At 54.2% G+C, this 25,055-nt stretch carries 24 protein-coding genes and 1 riboswitch; of the genes, 9 read left to right on the forward strand and 15 right to left on the reverse strand.

Translation table 11 applies throughout. The annotated features are described in order from the left end of the window. Nucleotides 1-3 precede the first annotated feature (3 nt). The 4 genes from RB297_RS27990 to RB297_RS28005 all read right to left on the reverse strand — a co-directional run bounded on the left by RB297_RS27990 (nt 4) and on the right by RB297_RS28005 (nt 3,977). Nucleotides 4-573, reverse strand: coding sequence for a TetR/AcrR family transcriptional regulator (locus tag RB297_RS27990; protein ID WP_009594579.1), 570 nt, complete (start codon nt 571-573; stop codon nt 4-6). A 302-nt stretch (nt 574-875) separates the two neighbouring features. Further along, a complete protein-coding gene (locus RB297_RS27995) occupies nt 876-1,682 on the reverse strand; it encodes an energy-coupling factor transporter transmembrane component T family protein (protein ID WP_096776616.1) in 807 nt (268 codons plus the stop codon). Beyond that, a complete protein-coding gene (locus RB297_RS28000; protein ID WP_375121932.1) occupies nt 1,679-3,355 on the reverse strand; it encodes an ABC transporter ATP-binding protein in 1,677 nt (558 codons plus the stop codon). Before RB297_RS28000 ends, RB297_RS27995 begins: the two co-directional genes overlap by 4 nt. Continuing rightward, nucleotides 3,348-3,977, reverse strand: a complete 630-nt coding sequence (locus tag RB297_RS28005; RefSeq protein WP_015737384.1) for an ECF transporter S component — start codon at nt 3,975-3,977, stop codon at nt 3,348-3,350. The genes RB297_RS28000 and RB297_RS28005 overlap by 8 nt, the downstream gene beginning before the upstream one ends. Before the next feature lie 91 nt (nt 3,978-4,068). Beyond that, a riboswitch (TPP riboswitch) is annotated at nt 4,069-4,181 on the reverse strand. A gap of 165 nt (nt 4,182-4,346) precedes the next feature. Between RB297_RS28005 and asd the strand changes: the two genes are divergently transcribed. Continuing rightward, the gene (asd, locus tag RB297_RS28010; RefSeq protein ID WP_015737385.1) at nt 4,347-5,150 is read left to right on the forward strand and encodes an archaetidylserine decarboxylase; all 804 of its coding nucleotides are present in this window, start codon (nt 4,347-4,349) and stop codon (nt 5,148-5,150) included. Nucleotides 5,151-5,213: 63 nt separating this feature from the next. Here the strand turns inward: asd and RB297_RS28015 are convergent, their stop codons facing one another. The 3 genes from RB297_RS28015 to pdxR all read right to left on the reverse strand — a co-directional run bounded on the left by RB297_RS28015 (nt 5,214) and on the right by pdxR (nt 8,988). Continuing rightward, nucleotides 5,214-6,068 (reverse strand): SDR family oxidoreductase, encoded by an 855-nt coding sequence (locus RB297_RS28015; RefSeq protein WP_375121933.1) that lies wholly within the window; start codon nt 6,066-6,068, stop codon nt 5,214-5,216. A 608-nt stretch (nt 6,069-6,676) separates the two neighbouring features. Next, the gene (locus RB297_RS28020; RefSeq protein WP_009594561.1) at nt 6,677-7,462 is read right to left on the reverse strand and encodes a helix-turn-helix domain-containing protein; all 786 of its coding nucleotides are present in this window, start codon (nt 7,460-7,462) and stop codon (nt 6,677-6,679) included. A 59-nt stretch (nt 7,463-7,521) separates the two neighbouring features. Next, nucleotides 7,522-8,988, reverse strand: a complete 1,467-nt coding sequence (gene pdxR, locus RB297_RS28025; protein WP_096776618.1) for a MocR-like pyridoxine biosynthesis transcription factor PdxR — start codon at nt 8,986-8,988, stop codon at nt 7,522-7,524. Nucleotides 8,989-9,115: 127 nt separating this feature from the next. Between pdxR and RB297_RS28030 the strand changes: the two genes are divergently transcribed. The 3 genes from RB297_RS28030 (at nt 9,116) to RB297_RS28040 (ending at nt 11,445) form a co-directional block, all read left to right on the forward strand. Continuing rightward, nucleotides 9,116-9,730, forward strand: a complete 615-nt coding sequence (locus RB297_RS28030) for a pyridoxamine 5'-phosphate oxidase family protein (RefSeq protein WP_096776619.1) — start codon at nt 9,116-9,118, stop codon at nt 9,728-9,730. 125 nt (nt 9,731-9,855) lie between these two features. After that, a complete protein-coding gene (locus RB297_RS28035) occupies nt 9,856-11,154 on the forward strand; it encodes an aminotransferase class I/II-fold pyridoxal phosphate-dependent enzyme (protein ID WP_009592117.1) in 1,299 nt (432 codons plus the stop codon). A 168-nt stretch (nt 11,155-11,322) separates the two neighbouring features. Next, nucleotides 11,323-11,445 (forward strand): hypothetical protein, encoded by a 123-nt coding sequence (locus tag RB297_RS28040; RefSeq protein ID WP_009592125.1) that lies wholly within the window; start codon nt 11,323-11,325, stop codon nt 11,443-11,445. A 139-nt stretch (nt 11,446-11,584) separates the two neighbouring features. On the opposite strand, the gene RB297_RS28045 is transcribed toward RB297_RS28040, so the two are convergent. The 4 genes from RB297_RS28045 to RB297_RS28060 all read right to left on the reverse strand — a co-directional run bounded on the left by RB297_RS28045 (nt 11,585) and on the right by RB297_RS28060 (nt 16,164). Then, nucleotides 11,585-12,805, reverse strand: coding sequence for an ABC transporter permease (locus RB297_RS28045; protein WP_375121935.1), 1,221 nt, complete (start codon nt 12,803-12,805; stop codon nt 11,585-11,587). Further along, on the reverse strand, nt 12,802-13,554 hold the full coding sequence (locus tag RB297_RS28050; RefSeq protein WP_015737390.1) for an ABC transporter ATP-binding protein: 753 nt from the start codon (nt 13,552-13,554) through the stop codon (nt 12,802-12,804). The genes RB297_RS28045 and RB297_RS28050 overlap by 4 nt, the downstream gene beginning before the upstream one ends. Before the next feature lie 127 nt (nt 13,555-13,681). Continuing rightward, nucleotides 13,682-15,028, reverse strand: coding sequence for a DEAD/DEAH box helicase (locus tag RB297_RS28055; RefSeq protein ID WP_375121936.1), 1,347 nt, complete (start codon nt 15,026-15,028; stop codon nt 13,682-13,684). 251 nt (nt 15,029-15,279) lie between these two features. Beyond that, entirely contained in the window at nt 15,280-16,164 is an 885-nt protein-coding gene (locus RB297_RS28060; RefSeq protein ID WP_192572753.1) for a LysR family transcriptional regulator, read from the reverse strand. Nucleotides 16,165-16,381: 217 nt separating this feature from the next. Between RB297_RS28060 and RB297_RS28065 the strand changes: the two genes are divergently transcribed. Then, nucleotides 16,382-17,662: an adenylosuccinate synthase gene (locus RB297_RS28065; protein WP_375121937.1), complete on the forward strand. Its 1,281-nt coding sequence runs from the start codon at nt 16,382-16,384 to the stop codon at nt 17,660-17,662. Here RB297_RS28065 and RB297_RS28070 read toward each other — a convergent pair. Further along, on the reverse strand, nt 17,649-18,410 hold the full coding sequence (locus tag RB297_RS28070; protein ID WP_096776624.1) for an alpha/beta fold hydrolase: 762 nt from the start codon (nt 18,408-18,410) through the stop codon (nt 17,649-17,651). The two genes, RB297_RS28065 and RB297_RS28070, sit on opposite strands and share 14 nt — an antisense overlap. 147 nt (nt 18,411-18,557) lie before the next feature. Between RB297_RS28070 and RB297_RS28075 the strand changes: the two genes are divergently transcribed. Continuing rightward, complete coding sequence (locus tag RB297_RS28075) at nt 18,558-19,499, forward strand: helix-turn-helix transcriptional regulator (protein ID WP_375121938.1); 942 nt, start codon at nt 18,558-18,560, stop codon at nt 19,497-19,499. Between the two features lie 44 nt (nt 19,500-19,543). Continuing rightward, nucleotides 19,544-20,377, forward strand: a complete 834-nt coding sequence (locus RB297_RS28080) for a nucleotidyltransferase domain-containing protein (RefSeq protein WP_375121939.1) — start codon at nt 19,544-19,546, stop codon at nt 20,375-20,377. A 13-nt stretch (nt 20,378-20,390) separates the two neighbouring features. On the opposite strand, the gene RB297_RS28085 is transcribed toward RB297_RS28080, so the two are convergent. Together RB297_RS28085 and RB297_RS28090 are read right to left on the reverse strand one after the other, a co-directional pair. Continuing rightward, nucleotides 20,391-21,164 carry an SDR family NAD(P)-dependent oxidoreductase gene (locus tag RB297_RS28085; protein ID WP_302621997.1) on the reverse strand — a complete coding sequence of 258 codons (774 nt, stop codon included), beginning with the start codon at nt 21,162-21,164 and terminating at the stop codon, nt 20,391-20,393. A 93-nt stretch (nt 21,165-21,257) separates the two neighbouring features. Further along, on the reverse strand, nt 21,258-21,716 hold the full coding sequence (locus tag RB297_RS28090; protein ID WP_009593072.1) for a chemotaxis protein CheX: 459 nt from the start codon (nt 21,714-21,716) through the stop codon (nt 21,258-21,260). Between the two features lie 419 nt (nt 21,717-22,135). Between RB297_RS28090 and RB297_RS28095 the strand changes: the two genes are divergently transcribed. Both RB297_RS28095 and RB297_RS28100 read left to right on the forward strand, forming a co-directional pair. Beyond that, the gene (locus RB297_RS28095) at nt 22,136-23,038 is read left to right on the forward strand and encodes a LysR family transcriptional regulator (protein ID WP_009593067.1); all 903 of its coding nucleotides are present in this window, start codon (nt 22,136-22,138) and stop codon (nt 23,036-23,038) included. Nucleotides 23,039-23,091: 53 nt separating this feature from the next. Continuing rightward, nucleotides 23,092-23,901, forward strand: a complete 810-nt coding sequence (locus tag RB297_RS28100; protein ID WP_009593069.1) for a histidinol-phosphatase — start codon at nt 23,092-23,094, stop codon at nt 23,899-23,901. Nucleotides 23,902-24,132: 231 nt separating this feature from the next. On the opposite strand, the gene RB297_RS28105 is transcribed toward RB297_RS28100, so the two are convergent. Then, nucleotides 24,133-25,041, reverse strand: a complete 909-nt coding sequence (locus RB297_RS28105; RefSeq protein ID WP_375121940.1) for a metallophosphoesterase — start codon at nt 25,039-25,041, stop codon at nt 24,133-24,135. Between the last annotated feature and the right edge of the window lie 14 nt (nt 25,042-25,055).

Raw genomic sequence — 25,055 nt, forward strand, 5'->3', positions numbered from 1 at the left:
ATCTCAAGACCCCTTCCGTTTCTCAGCGGCAATGCCGAACAATAAAATATCCATGACGGACTGCAGCAGCTCCCCCAGCGGCAGTTGATGCTTCACCGTCGCCCTCGAATCGTAAATCTGATGGAGCGACCCAAGGTACAGGTCGATGAACAGCGGCATATGAATCCGTTTGATGCTGCCCTCGGCCATGCCCTGCTCCATGAGCTCGGTGACAATGCCCCATTCTTCCCGGAAAAAGGTGTCCAGCTTCTCCCACTGCGGATAATGCGACCGCTTCAGATCCGGCAGCATCCCCAAATCCATCTTCTCCATCTCCTGAGGCAGGCAGATCAGGATCTGATGGATTTTCTCCAGAACGGTAAGCGTCTCGTCCGCCGCAATTTCGCGTTCGCGCTGCTGGATGTGACGAATCATCCCGTCAATGATATGCTCAACGATTTCTTCCTTGGATGAAAAATGCTCATAAATCGTCCGTTTGCTAATCGCAAGGCCGCGGGCCAGATCACTGACCGTAAACGTAAACCCCTGCCGCTGAATCAAACGGATCGTTTCATTTAATATTCGCTCGCGCAAGTGACCAAACCCTCCTTCTGGTACTGCAAATACTTTATCGGTACCAGAAGTATTATAACGCCTCAATCAGCATAAAATCCAGACATGATTTTTAAATTAACAGGATAGAGTACACCTTACATGCACTAGGATCGCAAGAGGATACATGGAAAACCTTCAAGGACCATACTTTCTCGGAAGCTGGATCACATAGAACGGACGTTTTATCTTGCGAGGTAAGCAAGCCAGACCCTCTGGAGTTATCAACAAAAAAAGAGCCTGCTTACAAGCCGTAAGCAGGCTCTTGTCCGGAGAACAACGGTTTAATCAAACCGCACGTCGCCAATGCCGAACCAAGGAAAATATCCGGCCGCCATATAGGCGCAGCAGGCGGCGGCTGCCAGTAAACCGACGACCAGAAGATCGTAGCGGGAATATCGTGACGGGTAATAATACGTTCGGGCCTTCGCCCGGTCCCCGTCAAATTGCTTCGCCTCCATCGCAGCAGCCACCCGGTGTGCCCGGCGGATGCTTTGCGCCAGCAGCGGCACCACATACATGCCTGCACGGTTCACCATGCCGCGAACTCCCCGAATCGGGCGGACTCCCCGTACCTTCAAAGCCTGGCGGCGGATCACATATTCCTCCCAGACCATCGGCAACAGCCGGATCGAGGCCATGAAGCTGTACGCATACTTCGGCGCCAGCCTCAGCTTTTGCATCAGGCTGTAGAACAAATCCACCGAGGACGTTGTCGTCACGAGCAGCAGCCCTTCTGACGCAAAGGCAATCCCCTTAAAGCCCAGATGCAGTCCCCGATAGAAGCTTTCTTCCGATACCCGGAACAATCCCCATTCCCACCAGATCGTCTCCCCCTTACCGAACAGCATCATGGAAGAGGCGGACGATATGAAGGCAAGCAGGAACGGAATGAAAAACAGCAGCATCTTCCACGGCTTCACCCCGCTGAGCACCACGAGGCAAATCATAAAGATAAAGGCCTGATACATGACGAAATCAAGATCATGGGTCAGCACCGTCATAAAAAACAGCGCACAGATCAGTCCCAGCTTCACCACCGGATTCGCCCGGTGCAGCCAAGTGATCCGCACAGGATTCCATATATTCATGCGTTCACCCCCGTATGGAGATGACCGGATGCAGCCAGCGTATCCCGCGACGCATCGGTATGATTCGCTTTGCCCGTCTCCCGTCCGGATTCCGTCCCGCTACACCAGCGCGGGGAAGGCAAACTTGACGTCAACCGCCCTTCCCGAATCTCCCAGATGTGCGTGGCCGCCCGCTGCGCGATCTCCATTTCATGGGTCACCATGAGAATGGCGGTTCCGGAGCGGCGCAGCCGTTCGCACATCTCCAGAATCGCGAACGTGTTCCGCGCATCCTGTCCGAAGGTCGGTTCATCCAGGAGCAGGACGGCCGGCTGCCTTGCCATGGCCGTGGCAACGCTCAGCCGGCGCTTCTGGCCTGTCGACAGCTGGTACGGGTGCCTGTTATCCATGCCGTCCAGCCCAAAGCGTTCCAGGCAGCGGTCGGCCCGTGCCTTCGCTTCTTCCGGCGGCATATGGTCCACCAGCAGCGAGTACATCACCTCATCGCCGATACGTTCCGTCAGAAACTGAAGCTCCGGATTCTGAAACACGAATCCGATTTGGCGCAGCTGCCGCTCTCTCTTCTTCCGCACTTTCCTGCGCTTGCCCTGGATGACCTCCTCCCCGCAGAGCACATAGGTCCCTTCGGCGCGCAGGAGCCCCATCAAACTGAGCAGCAACGAGCTTTTGCCTGCGCCGTTGGGCCCGATCACCGCAATGAAATCTCCGGGGTATACCTCAGCCGAAGGAAGAGAGACGACCGGTTTCTCCCATCGCAGTCCCCGGAAATCATCTAACCGAATGACAGGCTCCCCAAGGTGGGCATACGATGAGTCTCCCTTAGGCATGAGACTTCCCAGCTCATCGCCTGGCGCGTCTACCGGAGCAAACAGCTCCCTTCCTGCCCGAGACTCCGCATAATCCTCCCAAACGCCGGGATACCAGATGCCATACGCCTGAAGCTCGCTCGCATATTCGGCGAATATCGCTGCCGGCGGACCATCGCCCAGAATGGCGCCATCCGGGGTGAACAGCACCACGCGGTCCACGTATTGGGCCATTTCTTCAATCCGGTGCTCCACGATAATCAGCGTACGCCCTTCCGATACGGCCTTCACCGCTGACCAGATTTGCTCCCTGCCTTCCGGGTCGAGCAGGGCGGACGGCTCATCGAGGAACAGCACCTCCGGCTCCAGCAGAAGGGCCGAAGCCAGCGCAAGCCTCTGCTTCATCCCCTGCGACAGATGACCGATCGGCATATGCAGCTCCTGAAGGTCAAGCCCAACCTCATGCAGGACGGCTTGCATTCGCTCCTTCATCTCGTCGCGGGGAACGCTGAGGTTCTCCAGCACGAAGGCCAGCTCTTCATCCACGTACGGCATGCAGAACTGGGTATCCGGATCTTGGAATACATATCCCCAAGAGCGAGGCACCAGCTGGGCTTCGCATTTCATCGGCACCTCCGTGGCGCGGGGAATCATCCCGCTAAGCACCTGAAGCAGCGTGGATTTGCCGCAGCCGCTCGGACCGAGCAGCAGCACCTTTTCCCCGCGGGCAGCCGAGAAGGACAAGTCCTTAAACATCAAACGCTCCTCGCCCGGATACTTCAGGCGCAATCCCTCCACATGCACGGCCTGCTCCGTAACCGCCTCCGCGGTTGAAGACGAAACCAAGCGGGCGGCGGTTTTAGACATGACGCGGATCATCCAGTGCTTCATAATCCTTCTTGGACGCAGGGCGCAGCAGGGATGTGACGCCCGTACGGTCCAACGCTTTGGCCAGCAGCAGCATGAGCAAGCCGGCAATGACGGCGCCGCTGAGAATCCGCATGCCATACTTGGCGAGGAACATCCAGGTCTGAAGATCATCGGTATAACTGTAATAGAAGTCCATCACCATCGAGCCGACCGCCGCGCCGGCCCCGGCAATCGCCACCGTCCACGCCGAGGTGCTCCGGTAACGGAACGCCGCGAATACCAATTCCGCGCCCAGCCCTTGAATGAGACCGTACAGCAGCAGCGTCAGTCCCCAGCCGCTCCCGAACAGCACTTCCACGTGGGCCGCCGCCACCTCCGCGATGATGGCCACTCCCGGCTTGCGGATCAGCAGGTAAGCGAGCGTGGCCGCTGCGAACCACATGCCGTATAACAGTTCATCCGCTTCGAAGAACAGCGGTTTCAGCAGATTGTAAACCGATCCCCAGAAATGATAAATGACGCCAAGCACCAGCGATACCAGCACCGTCACCAAAATATCGCTTAAACGCAGCCCTTTTCTAGGCTGTACCCCCAATTTTTCCTGCACTGACGTTCCCATAACAACACATTCCCCTCTCCACCGCTATTTTTGTATAAACACAACAAAAAACCGTCTGGAAAAACGCGCAGACGGAAAAATAGGCCCTATGTAGGCAGGGTCGGATATTCTCTACGCTGGCATTACCCAGTTCAGATTAACGGTCAACAGCGGATAGCAGCTGCAATCTCAGCCTGATTCACTCAAGCCCCCGTATTCCCTATTCGGTTTCATGTTAATCTTAAAATACACATTCGTTCCCCAATTAGCAAGAACCTTTTTTCAAAAATGGCTATTTATTGATTTCCGGCTCATTCTATGTCAATATCAGAGTGATTGGCTTTTCCACCAACGTTTTATTGCCGACACCTATGCACAAAGGAGAATGACATGGCTAAACAATTGCTGCGTCTGATGACCGAGCTGTCCTCCCGCAAGTGGCTGTCCCGCATCATGGGGCATTGTTCCCACAGCCGGCTGAGCCGTCATCTAATACCTGCATTTATACGAATCTACCAAATCCCGGCGCATGAAGCGGAGAAGGAGATCCACGAATACCGTTCGCTGAACGAATTCTTTTCCCGCCGGTTAAAAATAGGCCTCCGCGCCATAGACGACACCGCCGATGCCATGGTAAGCCCCGTCGATGCCACGATCTCGGCGATGTGCGCCGTCAACGCCGGCACCATCCTCAGCGTCAAGGGACAGGATTATACCCTGAGCGAGCTGCTCGCCAAGTCACCGAGAATGGAGAATTATATCAACGGTTATGCATTCGTATTGTATTTAAGCCCGACCGACTATCATCGCATACATTCCCCGGTAACCGGCATTCAAGCGGAAAGCGAGCATTTGAAGGGCCGGGTATACCCCGTGAACGATTTTGCGATGACCCATATCCGAAACGTGCTCAGCCGCAACGAGCGCCTCATTACCTACATTGCCCATGAATTCGGCGAAGTTGCAGTCGTGAAGGTCGGAGCCATGAACGTAAGCAGCATCCGTTATGCCGACGAGAGCGTGAAGAAATACGACATTGGCGACGAACTTGCGTACTTTGAATTCGGCTCTACCGTCGTGCTCTTGACGGAGAACGGCACATTTACACCCCGCGGTGACTTGGAACCGGGCTCCAAGGTGAAGATGGGAGAACTGCTCGGTTTGCTGCACCCTTCCACGGCCCGAAAAGGGTAATTCCTTTCACCTTCCAAGCATGCGCTATAAGCTAAGTCCATGAAACATTCGATGGATGAAGGATTACCGCCTGCTCAGCAGCCGGTAAATGATCCGCTGAAACAGCCGATCCGGCAGCAGTCCCTTGATCCGCGCGGTCAGCCGCGTGCCTCGGGGCAGCGTATAGCGGAACCTCGGTTTGGTCATGGACGATATGCTTGCCACAAGACGGGCTACTTCCTGCGGATCTCCGCTTTCCCTGGCCGTCCGCTCGGAATAGTCCAGCACGCCCTTCAGCAGACCGCTGTAGGGTGATCCTTCCTTGACCGCCAGCTCCCCAAAACTCTTATTCCAGATCGGCGTGCCGTAGGCACCGGGCTGGACCAGCACGACATCGATGCCAAAGGGCATCAACTCCATGGACAGGCTCTCGCCGAACCCCTCCAACGCAAATTTGGACGCCGCATAGGGACCATAACCCGGAAAGCCGACCCTGCCGCTAATGCTGCTCATGAGAATGATTTTGGACCGTCCGGTCTTGCGCAGCAGCGGGAGCATATGCTGCGTCACCGATACGGTCCCGAAGAAATTCGTCTCCATCTGCTTTCGCCAGCCCCCCAGCGGCACTTCCTCCACCATGCCGCCCACCGCCTCGCCGGCGTTGTTCACCAGCACGTCCAAGCGGCCGAACTTCTGCTCCAGCGCCAAAGCAGCAGCCTTGACCTGCTCCTCGGCACATATATCCAATCGGAAGATGTGAATACGCCCGGTAACATCTGCTTGTTCAGCCTGAGCCAACAGCTCTGCTGCCGCCTCAGGTCTCCGAAGACCCGCGGCCACGTCATAACCTGCTTTTGCCAGCTCCAGACTGATCAGCAGTCCGAACCCGCTTGACGCGCCCGTGACCAGCGCAACCTTCCCTGCTCCCGCCGTTACCATCGGATCACCGCCGGCTCCGTCGATGCCACTTTCTCCTTCACACCCGTCACCCTTCCTATATCCAAAATGCCTAATCTGTTTCGAGCTTTGCTCTTAAGCGCTTTATGTATATTCCCAATATATCAAATGTTTGCAATGCAGTCCGAGTCCTGACCTATAAAATTAATCCCAATAAAAAAGGGAGCTTGTCAGCTCCCTTTTGCGTGTTTCCAGCGAAATGCGTATATGATAACGGGATTCACCCGTATGTAGGCCAAGGTCCTTTAAAACCAAACGTCCTGATGATTCGGATTCGTTGTCTTCATGCGGCGCAAGCGATTTCTGAAAATACCGCAGCCGCCACGACTGAAGAAACGTCCACGCACCCGTCTTCTTGGGCTCATTCCCCTCTCCCCCCTTCATAAGAAAAACGTCTATCGACGTACTTGCATAGAAGACAGACCGCATTTAACGGAAGTTTTTCTTGCGATATCAGGAAGGCTCTTGCTTCGAATTTATACTTTCTGATATCTTAAAATGAAACTGTACGTCGTTTTTACCCTAAATCGCTTGCTATGAAACCCATAGGCCCCTTCCACCAAGCAGGTAAGTTATGGAAGGGCGGGGAATCACCGAATTTCGGATGGGCTCTTGCCCGTATACTGCTTAAATTGTCGGCTGAAGAAGAAAATATCCCGATAACCCAGCGCGTCGGCCACTTCCGTTACGTTCATCCCTTGATGCAGCAGCAGATGCTGCGCCCGCTCGATCCGCATCTGAATGATATAGGATTGCACCGGCGTGCCGATCAGCTCCTTGAACTTGATCGAGAAGTAGCGGGGAGACAACCCCGCTCTGGCCGCCAAATCCTCGACCCGATGGGGAACCCCTGGGTGCTGGCGGACGTAATTCGCGATTTCATGGATCGCCTCGGACAGCTGATTGCTTGCTTTTTTGACCACCGGCGCATCCAGATCCGAGCGCAGCAAATGAATCATCAGCTGCTTCAGAATGAGCTGGCCCTCTTCCAGTGAACCATAGGGCTTGTCCAGATACAAACGCACATAGCGTGCAAGCAAATATTCGAAATCCATCGTTTCCGTCAGCTTGCGATAAGATGCCGGAATCTCTTCGACCGGGTCGGTCACGTCAAAATGGATATATGTCAATACGAGCGGCTTCTGCGGATTGTGCGTCGCGCTCGTATGATCTCCGGGTCGGAACAGGAAGCAGCTTCCCTTTCCCACGGTAAAGGGCTCGTCATTTAGCTCGACCGTGCCTTCGCCGCTCCATACATAGAACAAATCGTAGTTCTGCATGGGCCTTTCGCGTTTTTGCCATTTCCAGCCCGGCTCGCAAACGATTTTGGCAAGCGCAGGCATGATTATAAACGAAGACGGCGATGCATTCAGCATCTCGTCATAACCCCCTCATCTCATTCAAAAATTGACCTCTTTCCCATCATACCCGTTTTTTATGTTTTTTGCATGTCCCGCCATGCCTGCGCCATCCGGGCAACCCCTTCTTCGATGCTGGAGATGCCGAGATGCGAGAAGCCGAAGCAGGCGGCAGGCGGCCCGGGCGTACGATGATAGGCCGCCGCATCCCGAAACATGACGCCGCGCTTGCGGGCAGCCTCCTGGAACAGGGCATACTCTTCCGCGGAGCGCAGCCAGTTCGCGTATACGTGAAGGCCGGCATCGCCGGGGTGAAGGCGAAACAAGCCCGAGGCATGGGTTTCCATCCCATGGCGAAGCGCCTCATACCGCGCGCCGTACAGCCGGGTCATTCTTCTGAGATGCCTCCCGTAACCTCCCCTTACAATAAAGCGGGCCAAGGCGCGCTGCTCCAATACGGCTGGCGAGATCGGCTCGTACAGGGCCTTGGCCTGAACGACCGCCTCAACCAGGCTCGGGGGAAGCACGGCATAACCGATGCGGAGGCCGGTGAACATCGTTTTGGAGAATGAGCCGACAAAGATGACGCGTCCCTCGTCGTCCAGCATTTTCAGAGGTTCGATCGGCTTGCCGCCCCAGCGGAATTCGCTGTCGTAATCATCCTCGATAATAAAGGCCTGGCGGCTTCGCGCCCAATTCAGCAGCGCCCTTCTTCGCTCCAGCGGCAGCACCGCGCCGGTCGGGTATTGACGGCTGGGGCTTACGACAAGCAGGCCGGCATCCCATTCGCACGGAATCAATCCGGCATCGTCGACAGGGGACGGCAGCGGAATCCCTCCGCTCAAGCTTATGCCCCGGTGGATTCCCTGATAACCCGGATCCTCCATCACCACGTGATCGCCGGGATCAACCAACAGCTGGAACATCAGGACAAGCCCCTGCATGGAACCGCTGAAAACCACGATATGCTCGGGATCCGCCTGTATGCCCCGCGTGAACCGAAGGTGTCCGGCTATCGCCCGGCGCAGTTCGATATCCCCTTCCGGGGGCGCTCCGTTCTGCAGCTCGGCTCCCCCGCTTCCGCCTGCATAGGATAACGCGCTCCGCCACTCCGAATAAGGGAAAGCCTCCATGGGCATCCTCGCATTCGCGAAAGAGATCGTACCCGGGGGAGGCTCCTTCAGCAGCAGCTGTGCCGAGACATATTCCCCGCTTTGGCTCATCAGTCGCTGCCCCCAAGCGGAGAGCGCCGGCGCCCGCTCGGCCAATGGCGGCTGGCCTGCCGTGGCAGCGATTCCCTCGGCCACGTATGTTCCGCTGCCCTGCCGGGATACGACATAGCCCTCGGCCATGAGCATGTCATAACACTGCGCGGCCGATCCCCTGGACACCCCGTAGAGCCTGGCCAGCTCGCGGGTTGCGGGAAGCCTCGTGCCTTCCGGCAGCTTGCCGCTATGAATCGCGGCGCGAATCGCGTGGTACAGAGCCAAATATTTATATCGATATTGTTCCACATAGGTCTCGAACGGCAATCCAAGCTCCATGGCGATGTCTCCTCTATTTTGGGATTACGATCAAATTGGACTATACAAATTACTCTAAATTGGCGCTTTTTCCTTGTCAATGAACATCGTATGCTGTTATTCAAAATGATAGGGGGAGCATGTAACCATGAGAAGAGACGAATTTGCGATGGAGGATCCCCAAGAGATCGAGGACTTCCTTCGCGGGATGAGCTTTGGTTTCCTTGGAACAGCCGATGAAGAGGGAATCCCGCGTGTAACGCCTTTGAATTTTGCCTATGTCAACGGAGCGTTCTATTTTCACGGCAGCCGGATGGGTGAGAAAATGGACCATCTCCGCCGGACGCCCGCCGTATGCTTCACCATTGCGGATGAGTATGCCCTCATCCCTTCCTATTTCTCCGACCCCGAGATGGCATGCCCGGCCACGGCCTATTTCAAAAGCGTAACGGCTATCGGCGAGGCCGTGATCGTGGACGATCTGGAGGAAAAGGCGCTTGCGATGGAGGCGCTGATGCAAAAGCTGCAGCCTGAAGGCGGATACCGCGCCATCGACGCGAACGACCGGGCTTACACCTCCAGGCTGAAAGGGGTAGCCGTCATCCGGCTGACTCCGCAGCGAATGAGCGCCAAGTTCAAGTTCGGCCAGAACCTGAAGCCCGATCGGCTCCAAGCCGTCGTCGAAGGCCTGGAATGCCGCGGCAAGAATCGGGACGAGGAGACGGCAGGACTGATTTGCAAGTATCACCCTGGACCGCGTTAAAGCATTACATTTATCCGTGACGGTTCCTGGGGTAGGTGGTATAATGTTAGGCAATGAAAACGTAAAGGCAACTTGTCACCTGCTCTTACCTTAACCAAAAGTATTCGGAAGGAAGGAATCAGTTCATGAACCCATTGGTTGGTCAATTGAATGGAAAAATGCAAGCTGGCAATCCGCATGTGTACGACATGCTCTCCACACTCGGCAGGGAAATCTACTTCCCGAAGGAAGGCATCCTGAGCCAATCCGCGGAAGCGACGAGCCATGCGAAAAAATATAACGCTACGATCGGCATTGCAACCGAGGGCGGAATCCCGATGCATCTGGGCGTCATCCAAGACAAACTTTCGGCATACCAGCCGAAGGATCTGTACCCGTATGCCCCTCCGGCCGGCAAGCCGGAGCTTCGCTCCGTATGGCGGAACAAGATGATTCAGGAGAATCCTTCGCTTGAAGGCAAGAGCTTCAGCAATCCGATCGTCACGAATGCGCTGACGCATGGACTTAGCATCGTAGCCGATTTGTTCGTGGATGAAGGGGATGCCGTCATTTATCCCGACAAAAACTGGGAAAATTACGAGCTGACCTTCGGCATTCGCCGCCATGGCATTCATGTAACCTATCCTCTCTTCACGGACGATATGAAATTTAACGCCGACGGACTTCGTCAGGCTCTGCTGAGCCAGAAGGATAAAGGCAAAGCCGTCGTTCTGCTGAACTTCCCGAACAACCCGACGGGTTACACGCCCGGCGCGGAGGAAGGTGCGGCCATCGTGTCCGCGATTCAGGAAGCTGCCGAGGCCGGCATGAACGTTGTCGTCGTAACGGATGATGCGTATTTCGGCTTGTTCTTTGAAGATTCGCTGAAGGAATCGCTCTTCGGACGCCTGGCGGGCCTTCATCCTCGCGTGCTTCCCGTGAAAGTCGACGGTGCTACGAAGGAAGAATTCGTATGGGGATTCCGGGTCGGCTTCATTACGTATGCGGCTGAAGACAAAGACGTGCTGGACGCTCTGGAGCAGAAAACGCTCGGCATTATCCGCGCAACGATATCCAGTGCCTCCCACCCTTCGCAGACCTTTGTTCTGGAAGCGCTGAAATCGCCGGAATTCCACGAGCAGAAGGAAGAGAAATTCGTCATCATGAAGGGCCGAGCCAACAAAGTGAAGTCCATCCTCGACAGCGGCAAATACGGCGATGTTTGGGAGTACTATCCGTTCAACTCCGGTTACTTCATGTGCCTTAAGCTGAACACGGTAAACGCCGAGGAGCTCCGCTCCCATCTCATTCATGAGTATGGCGTAGGAACCATCGCCCTTGGCGAGCATGATCTCCGGATCGCCTTCTCCTGTATTGACGAGGAGTATTTGGAGGATCTGTTCGACCTGGTCTACAAAGGGATTCAGGATCTGCAGAAGGCTTGATGATCCATGCATCCGAATATATAAACGTTTAGGTAAAATAAAGACCGGGAATTCTCCCCGGTCTTTATTTTTTCTTCTGCCATATCTAAACGCTCGCCCATACACATAGACCAATAGCTACATACAATACCGTGTACTATAAATCAACGAACCGAAAGGGGAATGAACATGGGTGCAGTTGAAGAAGTAAGACACGGTGGATACGGCGGATACGGCGGTGGATATGGAGTCGGAGCAATCCTGGTTCTCTTTATCCTGCTCGTTATCATCACTCGTTCTTTCTGGGTGTAATGACAACCAGATAACAGCTATACTAGAAATCGCAGGTCGCCACACGACGCACTGCGATTTCTGCAGCCAACCCTAACCCATACGATAATCACCGATAGAAGGCCGGGACGCTAACGTCCCGGCCTCTTCCCTTTTTATTCTATTCGTCGTCATCGTCTTCGCGCCGGCTCTTTCGGGCAGCGGCGCTTCGGAACAGGAACACAATCGCGATGCCTGCAGCCATTGTACCGAGTATCCGCCCTGGCGCGCTAAGGATGCCCGGAACGAGCGGAAGCCACAGCAGTACGGCCCAGAACAGCTGTACCTGGAAGATCAGCTTGCCTTCATTGTCGCGGCGAGTTCCTTCCGGAAGCGGATAGACGTGCAGCCAGAACGATTCCGGATGCAGCTTGCGCAGCGCAGACAATTGGAGCCCGACAATCATCAGGCTGATCAGATATACAAGCGCCGATACCAGGCTATCCCGGGTGGCCCATACGATAAAAGCTCCAAGCAGTCCGACACGGATCAGAATGCCCAGAATATCGCTGCGTGTCAGGCTCTTGATAAGAAGAAAGCGATAGGCGCTCTCCTTCTTCCACGCCAATCCTTTCCCCCATCCGGACAGCCATTTCCGCGCATGGACGCGCTGCTCCCGCTGAGGCACATTCACGAACCAGCTCAGCACCATCATAACCCGGCTTGCCTGCCGCTGCTCGACGGCGATTAATCGCTCCCAGGCGACCAAGTGTTTGACGGGAACGGATAACGCGGCAACATACGTGAGGCCGAGCAGCGCCATGAACAGGAGGGCACGGCCCGTTGGATGCCATAGCCAGGCAGCCAGGCTCAGTGCCGGAACGATCCAGCGGAGTGCCCGATAGGCCGCTGCCGCGTTCCGTGACACCATAAGCTGCTCCTTCCAGCTGCCATAGCTGGACAGCAGCTTGAACACGGTCAGGACGGCAAACGTAGCCAGCAGCGTCTTTGGCGAAGCATCGCTGCGTATGTATAGAGGCCATAGAATGAGCAGGACCAATCCCAAGCCGATGATTTTATATATGACTCCGCTAAACCATGCTTTGCGGAAATATTCCTTCATTCGGGATTCCTGCGGAATGAGGAACACCGTATCCGCCGTGCGCAGATACGTGCGAATGCTGCTGTTGATCATGAGGGGCGCAAGGAAAATCAGCATGATCCAGCGTATCGGCAGATCTGGCGGAACTTGCTGCAGAAGTGCGGTATACCATGCCGCGAATGCAATCAGCAGGAACAGGAATACGACGGCGACGCCGCTCTGTATGACATAACCCAGATAGGGAAGGATTTCACCCCAGAACTGCCCGCGTCGTTTGACATACAGCTCACGCAGATTCATTCGCCCTTACCGTCCTGAATCAGCACATTGAACAGCTCTTCCAGGGACATGCCCGGTCTTCCCGCTTGATCCTGTATTTCCTTCAGCGTCCCCTGAGCAATGATGCTGCCGCGGTGCAGCACGATGAACCGGTCGCAATAATTCTCGATCGTCGAGAGAATATGGGAGCTTAGCAAAACGGATGCGCCGGATGCTTTCAATTCCAGCATAAAGTCAAGCAGCGAGCGGATCCCGAGCGGATCAAGCCCAAGGAAGGGCTCGTCGATGATGTACAGCGACGGTCTCGCGACGAACGCGCACATGATCATCACTTTTTGGCGCATGCCCTTGGACAAATGCGTGGACAGGCTGTCCATCTTTTCTTCCATTCGGAACATCTTCGACAGCTGCGCCGAGCGCGTCTCATAATCCTCGCGGGACACGCCGTAGGAACGAGCCGTAAATTCCAAATGCTCGCGCACCGTCATCTCCTCATACAGCAGCGGGGATTCGGGAACGAAAGCCAAGGCGCTGTGATACGCTTCCGAATGCTCCGAGCGGCTCTTCCCCTGGACCTGGATGATCCCCTTTTGCGGATTCATCAGACCGAGGATATGCTTCATCGTCGTACTCTTGCCCGCGCCGTTCAGGCCGATCAAACCTACCATTTCCCCCGGTTCCACCTGAAAGGTTACGTCATGCAGAACCGGTCGGTTTATGCTATATCCGCCACTTAATCCTTGAACAGACAATACCGGCTGTTCGCTCATTATCGATCACCTCTTATTCTGAAAAGAGTCCAATCCACACGGATGATGACCTTACCGAATCCGCATAAATCGGACCCAAAAAACAACATCATTGCTGCAAGCCCCTACGCTCGCGGAGGCCGCAGCTTTAGCCCCGTGGAGGCTTGTTCTTCAACCATTTCGGAGCGCCCTTGTTCTTGCGGTCACGCTCCCGTTCACTTTGACGCTCGCCCGATGCCTTGCCGTTTCCGGACTTGCCATTGACGCTGATGGAAGCGGGCTTTCGGGCAGGCTTGTCTTTTCGGGCAGCTCCCGCAGCCGACCCGCGGGGACCTTGACCCCGATCGGTCGGAGCGGAACGCGGGGTTCTTACCTTGCCGCCATACAGGGCGCGTTCTTCGATCGATATGCCCAGCTCGCGATTGAACTTGCGCATGATGAACGTTTGACGGTCCGTGACAAGCGTAATCGCCATGCCGCTCCGCCCCATGCGTCCCGTGCGGCCTGCGCGGTGCGTGTAATGCTCGGCATCAATCGGCGGATCGTAATTGATCACCATGCCGAGCCCTTCGATATCGAGCCCCCGGGCGGCGACATCGCTAGCCACCAGAAGCTTGGTGCGCCCTTCTCTAAACGCGTTCAAAACCCGGCTCCGGGTCATCTTGTCGGCGTCCCCGTAAAGGGCAGCTGCGTTTAATCCAAGGTAATTCAGCTTCGCCTCCACCTCTGCCAAATCCTCGGTGGCATTGACGAACACGATCGCACGGTCGGGATTGTAATGCCGAACCACGCGGCGCAGCATGTCCAGCTTGTCGCGCTCTTCCGAGACGAAATAATAATGCTCCAGCGCGGACGGCGTCCGACGCTCCGGATCGATCCCGATTTCAACGGGCTGATCCATCTCCTTCTTCACGAGCTCGGCCGTCTCCGGACTCACCGTTGCGGATAAGAATACCAATTGACGGTCGCGCAAGGCACTGCGCAGGATGCGATCCACATCGCCGGCGCCGCCCAGATTAAACACCTGGTCCACCTCGTCCACCACGATCGTGGTCACTTGGTGCATTTTCAGCTTCCGGATTTCGATCAGTTCCCGCACGCGTCCCGGCGTTCCCACGATCAGCTGCGGATGCAGCCGCAGCTTCTCAATCTGACGCTTGGCCGCGGCACCGCCGATCAGGCCGAGCACGCCGATTCCGCGGGCTTCCCCGTAGCGCTCGCTCTCTCTCACAATCTGAACGGCGAGCTCCTGCGTTGGAGCGAGAATCAGTTTCTGGGCTCCCTTGATCTCCGGATCGATGCCCTGAAGAACGGGCAGCAAATAAGCAAGCGTCTTTCCCGTGCCCGTCTGGGAAGTCGCCAGCACGTCCTTGCCTTCGAGTATGGGAGGAATCGCCTCAGCCTGAACGGGAGAAGGCGTGACAATGCCGAACTCCGCCAATCGGGAGGAAAAATCCTCCGCTATTCCTAATGTATGAAATGTAGTTCCAGTCATATGTTAGTCCATCCTTTTTTTAGATATCAGAAGTCTATGGTTCCAAAGCGCGTGCTGCCTGATATCGCTGGAGAAACTTCCGTTACGTGCAGTTTGTTTGCTTTATTGAAAGTACAGCAGGCGTTTTTTCGAACGAGTCTTGTTCACTCTTTCTCATTATATGCCAAAACAGGAGTTGCCACCAAATCAAACATGAGAAACGGCCATGCTCTGCATTTCATGCAGGTTATTTCATCTATGCTTGGTCATGCCTAGGGCAGAAGAGCGAGAAACGACTTGGCCGCCGCAGATAGCGGAATGCCTCGAAGCGTTGCAATTCCAATGCTGCGCTCGGGAATCGGCGGATCGAGCGGCACCTCGATCAGCTGGCCTGTTTGCAATTCGTCGTTGGCATAGTCGCGAATGACAAAAGCCAGTCCGAAGCCGCTTCGGGCAAACTGTACCAGCAGCTCGATGCTGCCAAGCTCGAACTCCGGTTTTAACTTCACGCCTTGGCGTTCGGCGAATTGATCCACGTACCTCCTCGTGCTTCCGCCGGTCTCCAGCATAAGCAGCGGGTAGTTCCCGATATCGTGAAGGGACAACGGGTGCGGTAATCCGGCCCGCTCCGCATACGATTTGCCGGCCACTAAACAATCATGGATCGGCGAGCTTGGGCGAAAGTCGATTTGTTTATCGGAAGCCGGTAAATGAACGATGCCGAAATCAATCTTCCCTTCCTTAAGAAGCGACAGCGTTTCCGGAGTGGTTCGGTTGGTGATGCGGATGCGAATATCCGGATAAGCGGCGTGGAAATACTCCAAATGCGGCAGCAGGTAATACTTGCATAGCGTATCGCTTGCCCCGATATTGATTTCGCCGCTGTGCAAATTATGCATGTCCGCGATCGCCTTCTCGCCGATTTCGATCAAACCGAAGGCTTGCTCGATATAGCGAAACAGCACATCGCCCTCGGACGTGAGTTTCACTCCCTTGGTGGTCCGAAAGAACAGCGGACCTCCGATCGTTTCCTCCAAATGCTTAACGGTATGGCTGACGGCTGGCTGGGTGATATGCAGATGATCCGCTGCCCTCGATAAACTGCCGAGCCGCGCAGTCCAATAAAAGACGCGATACCACTCCATATTGATTTCCATCATGATGACCTCGATTTTATCAAATGATAACAGGAACCTTGGATCGAAATTCGAGAGTTCATCTTCGAATTCCACCGTTCCCCGTATTCTTCTCTAAAGAATCGTATAACATAAGCCAAACTAATGTCCACTATTACTAATATCAATTTTATTTATAATCAAGCGGCTCATATAATGAGCCATGTACAAGAAAATGATCGTAGGAGGCGAACATGTTTTGACAGTCACAGCCATTGTAGGAGCCAATTGGGGAGATGAAGGCAAAGGTAAAATGACGGATGTTCTTGCGGCGCAATCGTCGTATGTCGTTCGATTTCAGGGAGGGAGTAACGCGGGGCATACCATTATCAACGATTACGGGAAATTTTCGCTGCATATGCTGCCATCGGGTGTATTCTATCCAAACGTAACGAATATCATCGGTCCGGGAACGGCTTTGGATATGGAGGTTTTGATCGGGGAGCTTCAGGAACTGGAAGCCAGAAACGTTCCCGCTCCGAAGCTGTTTATATCCGAGCGCGCCCAGGTCGTGCTTCCCATTCATCGGCTGCTGGATGAACTCGAGGAAGAACGGCTCGGCGCCCGGGGATTCGGTTCCACGAAACGCGGAATCGCGCCCTTATACGCGGATAAATATGCCAAGCTGGGCATTCAGGTCGCTGATCTGTTACACCCCGAAGGACTTCGTGAACGGCTCGAGCAGATGCTTGACATCAAGAATGTGCAGCTGCAGCATCTTTACGGAAGGGACCCGCTGAGCGTTGATGAGATGGTCAAGCAGCTATTGGAGCCCTTCCAGTTCCTGTCCCCGTATATTCAGGATACGACCACGCTGCTGCAGCAAGCTTATATGAAAGGCGATCCGATTCTTGTGGAGGGCCAGTTAGGAGCCCTGCGCGACCCGGATCACGGGATATACCCGTTTTCCACCTCCTCCTCCACGCTGGCAGGCTATGCACCGGTCGGAGCAGGACTTCCGCCGTACGCTATCAGCCAAGTCATTGCCGTTGTTAAAGCATACTCAAGCTGCGTCGGCGCAGGCCCCTTCGTGACCGAACTGCATGGGGATGAAGCGGATGAACTCAGACGACTTGGCGGCGATGCAGGCGAATACGGAGTTACGACCGGCCGGCCAAGACGAATGGGATGGTTTGATACGGTAGCCACCCGTTACGGCTGCATGATTCAGGGAGCTACCGAAGCCGTTCTCACCAACCTTGACGTACTGGGGTATCTGGATGACATTCCGGTATGCGTCGGCTATGAATTAGAGAATGGAAGCATCATTGACCATTTTCCGGTAACGGCCGATCTGCGGTCCGCAAAGCCTGTCCTGCGAACGCTGAAGGGCTGGAAATGCGACCTGTCGCATATCCGTTCCTTCGACGAGCTCCCGGAAGCGGCGCAGCAATACGTGCAGTTTATTGAATCGTCCATTGGCGTACCCGTCAAGACGATCTCCGTCGGCCCGAGACGGGATCAGATTATGATGAGATAGCAGATACATGGCTTGTTTTCACTTGGCCAACGAAGCCTTCCAGAATGCGCCGGACACCAAGGGGATCGCTCAGCATCGGCAGATGACCGGTGCTGAGGCTCTCCACCCTGTCCGCCGACAAATTGGCTGCCATACGCTCTTGCAAGGATTCTCCGAACTCCTTGTCTTGGGTGAGCTTCACGTAAAGCTTAGGCACTTGGGGTGCGGATGCTTGAACGCGGTCCGTATAGACCCTACGGGATTCCGGGATGAACTCTGCTGCGATGCGGGAGGCCTGCTCCTCCGGCAAATCGCTGCACAGCCCCTTGCGGATCACGGATTCAGGCGGCTTCGTTCCGGCCATTTTTAATAAAACCGGCATGATGATCCTCTGGGGAAACGGAAGCGCCGAAATAAACGAACCGCCGCTCTTAGGTATGGCGGCACCGATGGCAACGAATCCGGCTACCCGTTCGGCTAACCTGGCAGCCAGCTCCATGGCCAACACCCCGCCCAGGGAATGCGCCACAAGGACGAACTTGTCCGTATCCCATCTTCTCACCTGCTCCGCCATATGGGTTACATAATCCTCCAGCGTCAAATGATGCCCGGGCATCCCTGCAGCCTCTTCCCGCGACGGGTAATCAACCTTCAAACACGGATAGCCCAGTCCTTCCGCAACGATATCCCACACGCCTCCGTTCATTCCGGCTCCATGTAAAAAAACAAACCCCAGTTCTTCCTGCATCATTTTTTGTTGTTTAGTCATGCATATTCCCCTTCCATAATGTACCTTTGTTCCAAGGATTCAATGGAACCCTTGCTGCTTGAGAACATCATATCCGTTAAATAAGACAAATGTTGTCTTATTTAGAGAATAAGATAAAATAAATAATCAAGAGACTGGGGGTTCATAATGCAGAAATCGCAGCGCCTGATTCAATTAATGATGATGATCAATGCAAAAAAGTCGTTTACCGTAAGAGAGCTGGCCGACGAATTCGGACTCTCCGTTCGAACGATATCAAGAGATCTGGATGAGCTGAGCGGGCTCGGCGTCCCCATTTACTCTGTGCAAGGACGAGGCGGCGGCTACAGATTGCTGCAGGAACGGATGCTGCCACCGATCAGTTTCACGGAAAGCGAAGCGATTGCCATCTTTTTTGCCTGCCAATCCCTGAGCTACTTCAGTACGCTGCCCTTCGGTGAGGGAGCCGCCACGGCGCTCCATAAGTTCTATCATTACTTGCCGGCAGATATTAAGGAGCAGATCGACCGTCTTAAGGATCGCGTCATGATTCACAGCCCGTTCCGTCCGATGTCGGCCGATATTTTACAAACGTTAATGCAAGCCGTCATGGTCCGGCAAGCGGTCACGATCTCCTATCGTTCTTCCGCCGGAAGCAGCCAGCGGCATATCCAGCCGATCGGGCTGTATGCAAGCTCGGGGTACTGGTATTGTCCCGCCTACTGTTTTACGCAAGAGGACATCAGGCAATTCAGGGTAGACCGGATGACGGCGGCCAGCCCCAATGAATGCTTACCGATCCGTGAAGATATCGCGAGCCAAACGCTGCAGGACATGCCCGAGATCGGGGATGTCGAGATGAAGTTTTTTGAGGTAGAATTAACTTCCAAAGGGGTCTGGCTGCTTGAGACGGATACACGGCTCGGTCCCCATATCCATCGGAACACGGACGGCAGCGGCGTCGTTCGGCTTGAAATACCGGCAACCGACGTCAACTTTTATGCGGACTATGTGTGGCGTCTCGGAGAGGAGGCAGTCATCACCTCGCCAGCCGAAGCGGTTCAATGGACCCGGGAGAAAATTGAATCCATGAGATTAAGGTATACATAAGGACAACTCAATCCCAGTTGGGAGAAATGAAGGAGAGAATATGCATGAATTCACAAGTGGATCGCTTAATTGAGCGGATAACGGAAGAGCTTCACGGGGTACCCGGCGTTACAGGAGTCGTTCTCGGGGGATCCAGGGCCAAAGGAACCGCCAGACCGGATTCCGATATCGATATCGGCGTTTACTATGATGAAGCCCAAGGTTTCAAGGTGGAGGACATCGCCAAAATCGCGAAGAAATTAGATGACGAGCATCGGGACGGGATTATCACTTCATTGGGCGAATGGGGAGCCTGGGTTAACGGGGGCGGATGGTTAGTGATCGAGGGGTATCATGTGGATTTCTTATTCCGGGATGTGCACCGCGTGTCCGGCATCATCGACGACTGTTCGGCAGGAAAGGTGTCCGCGCATTACCAAACCGGACATCCGCATGCCTATCTGAATGTAATGTACATGGGGGAAATAGCGATCTGCCGCATATTATGGGACTCGGATAATTGCATACAGACTCTGAAAGCCAAAACGTCTCCCTATCCGAAGCCTCTGCAGGATGCAATGATCGGCTATTTCACTTTCGAGGCATCCTTCTCTTTGATGTTGGCGAATAAAACGGCTTCCAGCGATGACGTCACTTATGTTACAGGTCACTGCTTCCGCTCCATTTCGTGCTTGAACCAAGTGCTCTTTGCCAAAAATGAAATGTACTGTATCAATGAGAAGCGTGCGGTGGCCATGATCGAGACCTTCTCCCGCAAGCCGGCGAATTACAAGGAACGCCTGGACCAAGTGATCACGCTGCTCTCATCGGATACAGAAAAAACAAAACAAGCCACTGCGCTGCTTCATGACCTTATAGCCGAAACGGAAGCTTTGTAGGCGCGCATAGCCCTCATTTCTTATTCATCCATTTGTAAGACACACGGTCTGCAAACCGCGGAAACAGCTGATACAGCCTTATGCCAAAGGAGGCCAGTCTCGGAAGATTCAGTTCTTCCTTGCGTTTATGAACCAGCTTTACAACCTGATCCGCAACATAATCCGCCTTCATCATGAACCAGCTTACATTCTTGACATACCCGCCGGTCGGATCGGCCAAGGAAAAGAACGGAGTATCGATCGGCCCGGGGTTTACGGTCGATACGGTTATGCCCGTGTTCCGCAGCTCCTGGCGGAGTGAATTGCTGAACCCTAGCACAGCATGCTTGGTAGCCGAATAAGCCGTGGATTTGGCCGTTCCGATCTTCCCCGCCATGGATGCAATGTTGACGATTTGACCGTCCCCTTGCTTCAGCATGCCCGGCAGCACCGCTTGCGTACAGCGTACAATGCCCATATAGTTGACGTCCATCATATCCTGAAACTCTTCCTGCGGCATGTCCATAATACTTTCAAACTTGCCGTATCCGGCGTTGTTAATCAGCACATCGATTCTGCCGTGCCGCTGAAATACGGCCTCCATGACAGACGACACCTGCTCAGAGTTCTGAACATCCATGGTTGCCAGCTCGTGGGGACCGGATAAACGCGCACCCACCTCCTGCAGACGATCGGCCGAACGGGCGCACAGAACAACGTAAGCCCCCTGAGCGGAGAGCTTCTCCGCGATCAAGGCACCGATTCCGCTGGATGCTCCCGTAACAACTACAACTTTATGATTCAGCATGATTTCATTATCCCTTTCCTCACCGGCGCAGCGCTCCATTCTAAATATCCACAGAGCAGCTTCACGCACGGACTTGGGTTCATTACTCCTATTTTATGAAATCATGACTTGAATATCCAGCTCTCCGATTCCTTCCATTCGAAGCGGAATACATAGCGCCTTCTTCTGAATAAGACTGGAGGTGCTATCCGACTTCATTACCTTGGGAGGCGTGATATCCACGCTGACGCCCTGGTTCGATAAAATGGTGCTGGCATTGCCGCTGATCATGTTGCCGAGCTCTGAAATCGCGCTTTGCCCCATCTCATCCATTTCGGTAATGACATAGCCGCCCATCATCACCGATACCATCTGCAGCGCTACCTGCTCCTGAATTCCAAATACGATGTCACCGTTCATTTGGCCTGTCATGCCGATTTGGATCCAGATATGATTCTCCATATATCCGATCTCTTTGACCCCAAGATTCCCCGTGGAGGGTGAAACCTGTATGACTTGTTCGATAACGTGTCGTGCGGACTCTAAAAAAGGATTGATGACTTCCGCTTTCATTCCTCATTACGCCCCTTTCACTGGGTTGTTGGTCAGGGTCCCAAAGTCCCACCTATATATTTAAACATTATAATGGATACCTTGTAATAAATCATCACAAAATAGCGACAGCCCTCATTCCGACCACTGTCTTACGATGTCAGCTATCGCTTGAAACGCTTTAGTACGAAGATATTCCTTTCGCTTAAACGGGCCTTAGGTCTCACCTTTTTTCTATGTCTACTTTACTATTATCGGATGGTTTCCCCATCTTTTAATAATAATTAAAATGAAAATAAAAATGTTTTTCATCTTTTTCGGCCGAAAACCATCCGGTTTGCTCCCTTCGTTGCTCCACCGGGGAGAATAACCTATAATTTATAACATACAGGTTGCACGCGATAGTTGAGCGGAAGAATATATCAAGAAGGAGGAAGGCTATGAACATCAGCCAATTGGAAACGCTTATTACCATCTCCAAAACGATGAGCTTTCGCAAAGCGGGAGAGCTTCTTAATCTGACACAACCGGCGGTATCCGCCCAGATCAAGAGCCTGGAAGAAGAATTTAAGACGGTGCTGGTGGACCGGAGCCAACCCGTGACGTTAACGGACCGGGGCCAGGTCTTCGTGGATCATGCCGAGCAGATCCTCGGCATCGTGGATGAGTTGAAGCAGCGGCTGTCCGACCTTGATCAAACCCCCCAGGGTCATATCCAGCTGGGCACAACCACTTCCATAGCGATTCAGATCCTGCCGCGGGTACTTTCCTACTTCCAGGATCAATTCCCTCACATAAAAACAACCATTCAATCCATGGCCTCTTCCCAAATCTACCACAGCGTGGAGAACGGGCTCATCGACATCGGAATCGGCTATCTGATCGAGCGCAATCCCAACTTAAGCACATCCGTTCTGTATTACGATACCTTTGAGCTGGTCGTATCACCCCAGCATCCGCTGGCCAAGCTTTCCACGGCCAACATGGACGTGCTGGCCGGAACCCCCCTTATTCTGCTAACGCGCGACACCGTCGGCCGCCGCTTCGCCGATGAAGTCATGAAGAAGCACGGCGTCGATCCTCAGGTGGTCATGGAACTGTCCAGCAGCGAAGAAATCAAGCGGATGGTCGAGATCAATCTGGGCGCAGCGATTATTTCGAAGCAGTCCGTCGCGACGGAGCTGCGCAACGGCACCCTGCAGATCGTTCCCCTAAGCGAGCTTGAAGTCAGCCACCCTGTCGGCGTAATCTATAAGAGCGGGCGTTATGTCAGCTCGGCCATGCGCCAATTCCTTAGTGATCTAAAGGGCATGCCCGAGACCCAATTCATCAGCAGTGAATAATGCCGACCGTCCCATAGAACCATAACCAATCAAGCGACATGAAGGAGGTCAATATGAAATTCGATCTGCATACCCATCACTTTCGCTGCGGCCACGCCGACGGCAATATCCGGGATTACATCGAGGCTGCGATCGCAGCAGATTTAAAGGTCATCGGGATCTCCGACCATACGCCATATTTCGGAAGCCCGGAAGAACAGCCCTTCCCGGCCATCTCCATGGCGAAAGCGGACTTTGCGGCCTACGTGCAAGAGGTTCTGGACTTAAAGCGGGAATATGAGGGGAAAATCAAGGTCCTGCTGGGCATCGAATCCGATTATTTCCCGAACCATGCCCAGATTTACCAGCAGGCGTTATCGGCCTATCCTTTTGACTACATCATCGGCTCCATCCACCACGTCAGGGATGTCAGCATCTTCAACAAGAACCGCTGGAAGAAGCTGACGCCTCAGCAGCAGGTTGCGGATAAAGAGGAATACTTCAATCTGATCCGCCAATCCGCCCGAAGCGGAATGTTCCAGATCATTGCCCATATGGATGCGATGAAGGGCAATTATCCGCTGTTCTCCGAGATCAAAGCCGATGAAGCGATTGAGGAAACGCTGAAAGTCATTGCGGAATCGGGCCTTGCCATCGAAATCAATACGTCCGGCAAAACCAAGCTGTGCGGCGGCTGGTATCCGTCGAACGCCATATTGGAAGTAGCGCACCATCACGGCGTCGAGGTCACCTTCGGCTCCGATGCCCACAAACCGTCCCGGGTCGGAGATGAATTTGACGAAGTGGCCAAGGTGCTTAAGGAAATCGGATACACGGAATGGGTCTATTTCGAACAAAAACAGAAGGTGCCCGTACCTCTTTAACGGGGTACTCCTTCTGTTTTTTTGCATTTACATGGGTATTGGCGGCAAAATGGGCAAAAAAAGTGGACCCGTTACCGGGTCCGAAACATAATATATATTCTCAAAAGGGGGTCATGTGATAAGTTTAACCCGCGGCTGTTAGAGTTTGATAACAGGTATATTTCAATTGTGTAACAAATTCCAAGTGATCCTTTCAACTTGAAATTTTCAGATTACATATCCCGCTTTCGCTTAAACCATGGACCGCAGCGTAAGCACGGTAAGCTCCGGCTTGCATAGGAAACGAAAAGGCAGATGCGTCGTGCCGATTCCCCTGTTTACATAGAGCTGCATGCCTTGGGAACCCACGGTGTACAGGCCCTGCACGTAACGTTTGGCTCCAGGCGGCGTGATCACCTCGCCCATCCAAGGCAGGCGGATCTGTCCTCCGTGGCTGTGTCCGGATAGCTGAAGATGAAAGGGATAGACTGCCGCAGTATCTGCATAATCCGGCTCGTGCATCAGCAGCAGCTTGAACATGCCTTCAGGCAGATCCTGGATGGCAGCTTCCGGATCCGGCGTTCCCCAGATGCCATCGTCCAAGCCCGCAACGGCGAAGACGGCACCCTCCCGCCTAATCTTCACGGCGTCGTTGCGCAGCACCTGAAACCCGGCCTCCTCCTCCAGAGCAATCAGCTTCTTCACGTCCCCGTAATCATGGTTGCCTAATATAGAGAATAAGCCTAACGGGGCTTTCAGCTGAGCGAGCGGTTGAATGGCAGCCCTTATATCTTCCGCATTGCCGTCCACCATATCTCCCGTAAAACAGATCATATCCGGTTTTTCATGATGAATGGCTTGCACCACGCGGGCCGCGTTGTCCGCCCCTGCATGAAAGCCCAGGTGCAAATCGCTAAACTGGACGATCTTCATGCCATCAAAAGCCTTGGGCAGCGAAGGAAACGTTAGCGTGTGTCTCGCAATATCCAATTGACGAGGCTCCCATAACGACGCATAAGCACCGCCAGCAAGGCCAGCTCCGGCCAAGACGGAAACGCCGATCTTCAGAAATCGGCGGCGCGACATCCTCTTCTGTTTAAGTTCTCGCTTCGCCTCGCCGCCGGCTGTACCCTGGGGCATCTCCGAGGATAGATTTCTCATAGGGGGACATCCTC

Origin of the sequence: Paenibacillus sp. CR_12, from assembly GCF_041953985.1 — a bacterium.
Taxonomy (GTDB): Bacteria; Bacillota; Bacilli; order Paenibacillales; family Paenibacillaceae; genus Paenibacillus_AQ; species Paenibacillus_AQ lautus_A.

What these genes read in the sequence shown, in the direction of transcription:
- RB297_RS28050 (WP_015737390.1), bottom strand. Translation starts at nt 13,554, where the DNA reads ATGAGCGAACAGCCGGTATTGTCTGTTCAAGGATTAAGTGGCGGATAT.
- RB297_RS28060 (WP_192572753.1), bottom strand. Translation starts at nt 16,164, where the DNA reads ATGGAAATCAATATGGAGTGGTATCGCGTCTTTTATTGGACTGCGCGG.
- RB297_RS28070 (WP_096776624.1), bottom strand. Translation starts at nt 18,410, where the DNA reads ATGACTAAACAACAAAAAATGATGCAGGAAGAACTGGGGTTTGTTTTT.
- RB297_RS28030 (WP_096776619.1), top strand. Translation starts at nt 9,116, where the DNA reads ATGAGAAGAGACGAATTTGCGATGGAGGATCCCCAAGAGATCGAGGAC.
- RB297_RS28005 (WP_015737384.1), bottom strand. Translation starts at nt 3,977, where the DNA reads ATGGGAACGTCAGTGCAGGAAAAATTGGGGGTACAGCCTAGAAAAGGG.
- RB297_RS28090 (WP_009593072.1), bottom strand. Translation starts at nt 21,716, where the DNA reads ATGAAAGCGGAAGTCATCAATCCTTTTTTAGAGTCCGCACGACACGTT.
- RB297_RS28040 (WP_009592125.1), top strand. Translation starts at nt 11,323, where the DNA reads ATGGGTGCAGTTGAAGAAGTAAGACACGGTGGATACGGCGGATACGGC.
- RB297_RS28105 (WP_375121940.1), bottom strand. Translation starts at nt 25,041, where the DNA reads ATGAGAAATCTATCCTCGGAGATGCCCCAGGGTACAGCCGGCGGCGAG.
- RB297_RS28035 (WP_009592117.1), top strand. Translation starts at nt 9,856, where the DNA reads ATGAACCCATTGGTTGGTCAATTGAATGGAAAAATGCAAGCTGGCAAT.
- RB297_RS28015 (WP_375121933.1), bottom strand. Translation starts at nt 6,068, where the DNA reads ATGGTAACGGCGGGAGCAGGGAAGGTTGCGCTGGTCACGGGCGCGTCA.
- RB297_RS28055 (WP_375121936.1), bottom strand. Translation starts at nt 15,028, where the DNA reads ATGACTGGAACTACATTTCATACATTAGGAATAGCGGAGGATTTTTCC.
- RB297_RS27995 (WP_096776616.1), bottom strand. Translation starts at nt 1,682, where the DNA reads ATGAATATATGGAATCCTGTGCGGATCACTTGGCTGCACCGGGCGAAT.
- RB297_RS28000 (WP_375121932.1), bottom strand. Translation starts at nt 3,355, where the DNA reads ATGTCTAAAACCGCCGCCCGCTTGGTTTCGTCTTCAACCGCGGAGGCG.
- RB297_RS28020 (WP_009594561.1), bottom strand. Translation starts at nt 7,462, where the DNA reads ATGCTGAATGCATCGCCGTCTTCGTTTATAATCATGCCTGCGCTTGCC.
- RB297_RS28075 (WP_375121938.1), top strand. Translation starts at nt 18,558, where the DNA reads ATGCAGAAATCGCAGCGCCTGATTCAATTAATGATGATGATCAATGCA.
- RB297_RS28080 (WP_375121939.1), top strand. Translation starts at nt 19,544, where the DNA reads ATGAATTCACAAGTGGATCGCTTAATTGAGCGGATAACGGAAGAGCTT.
- RB297_RS28045 (WP_375121935.1), bottom strand. Translation starts at nt 12,805, where the DNA reads ATGAATCTGCGTGAGCTGTATGTCAAACGACGCGGGCAGTTCTGGGGT.
- asd (WP_015737385.1), top strand. Translation starts at nt 4,347, where the DNA reads ATGGCTAAACAATTGCTGCGTCTGATGACCGAGCTGTCCTCCCGCAAG.
- pdxR (WP_096776618.1), bottom strand. Translation starts at nt 8,988, where the DNA reads ATGGAGCTTGGATTGCCGTTCGAGACCTATGTGGAACAATATCGATAT.
- RB297_RS28100 (WP_009593069.1), top strand. Translation starts at nt 23,092, where the DNA reads ATGAAATTCGATCTGCATACCCATCACTTTCGCTGCGGCCACGCCGAC.
- RB297_RS28085 (WP_302621997.1), bottom strand. Translation starts at nt 21,164, where the DNA reads ATGCTGAATCATAAAGTTGTAGTTGTTACGGGAGCATCCAGCGGAATC.
- RB297_RS28095 (WP_009593067.1), top strand. Translation starts at nt 22,136, where the DNA reads ATGAACATCAGCCAATTGGAAACGCTTATTACCATCTCCAAAACGATG.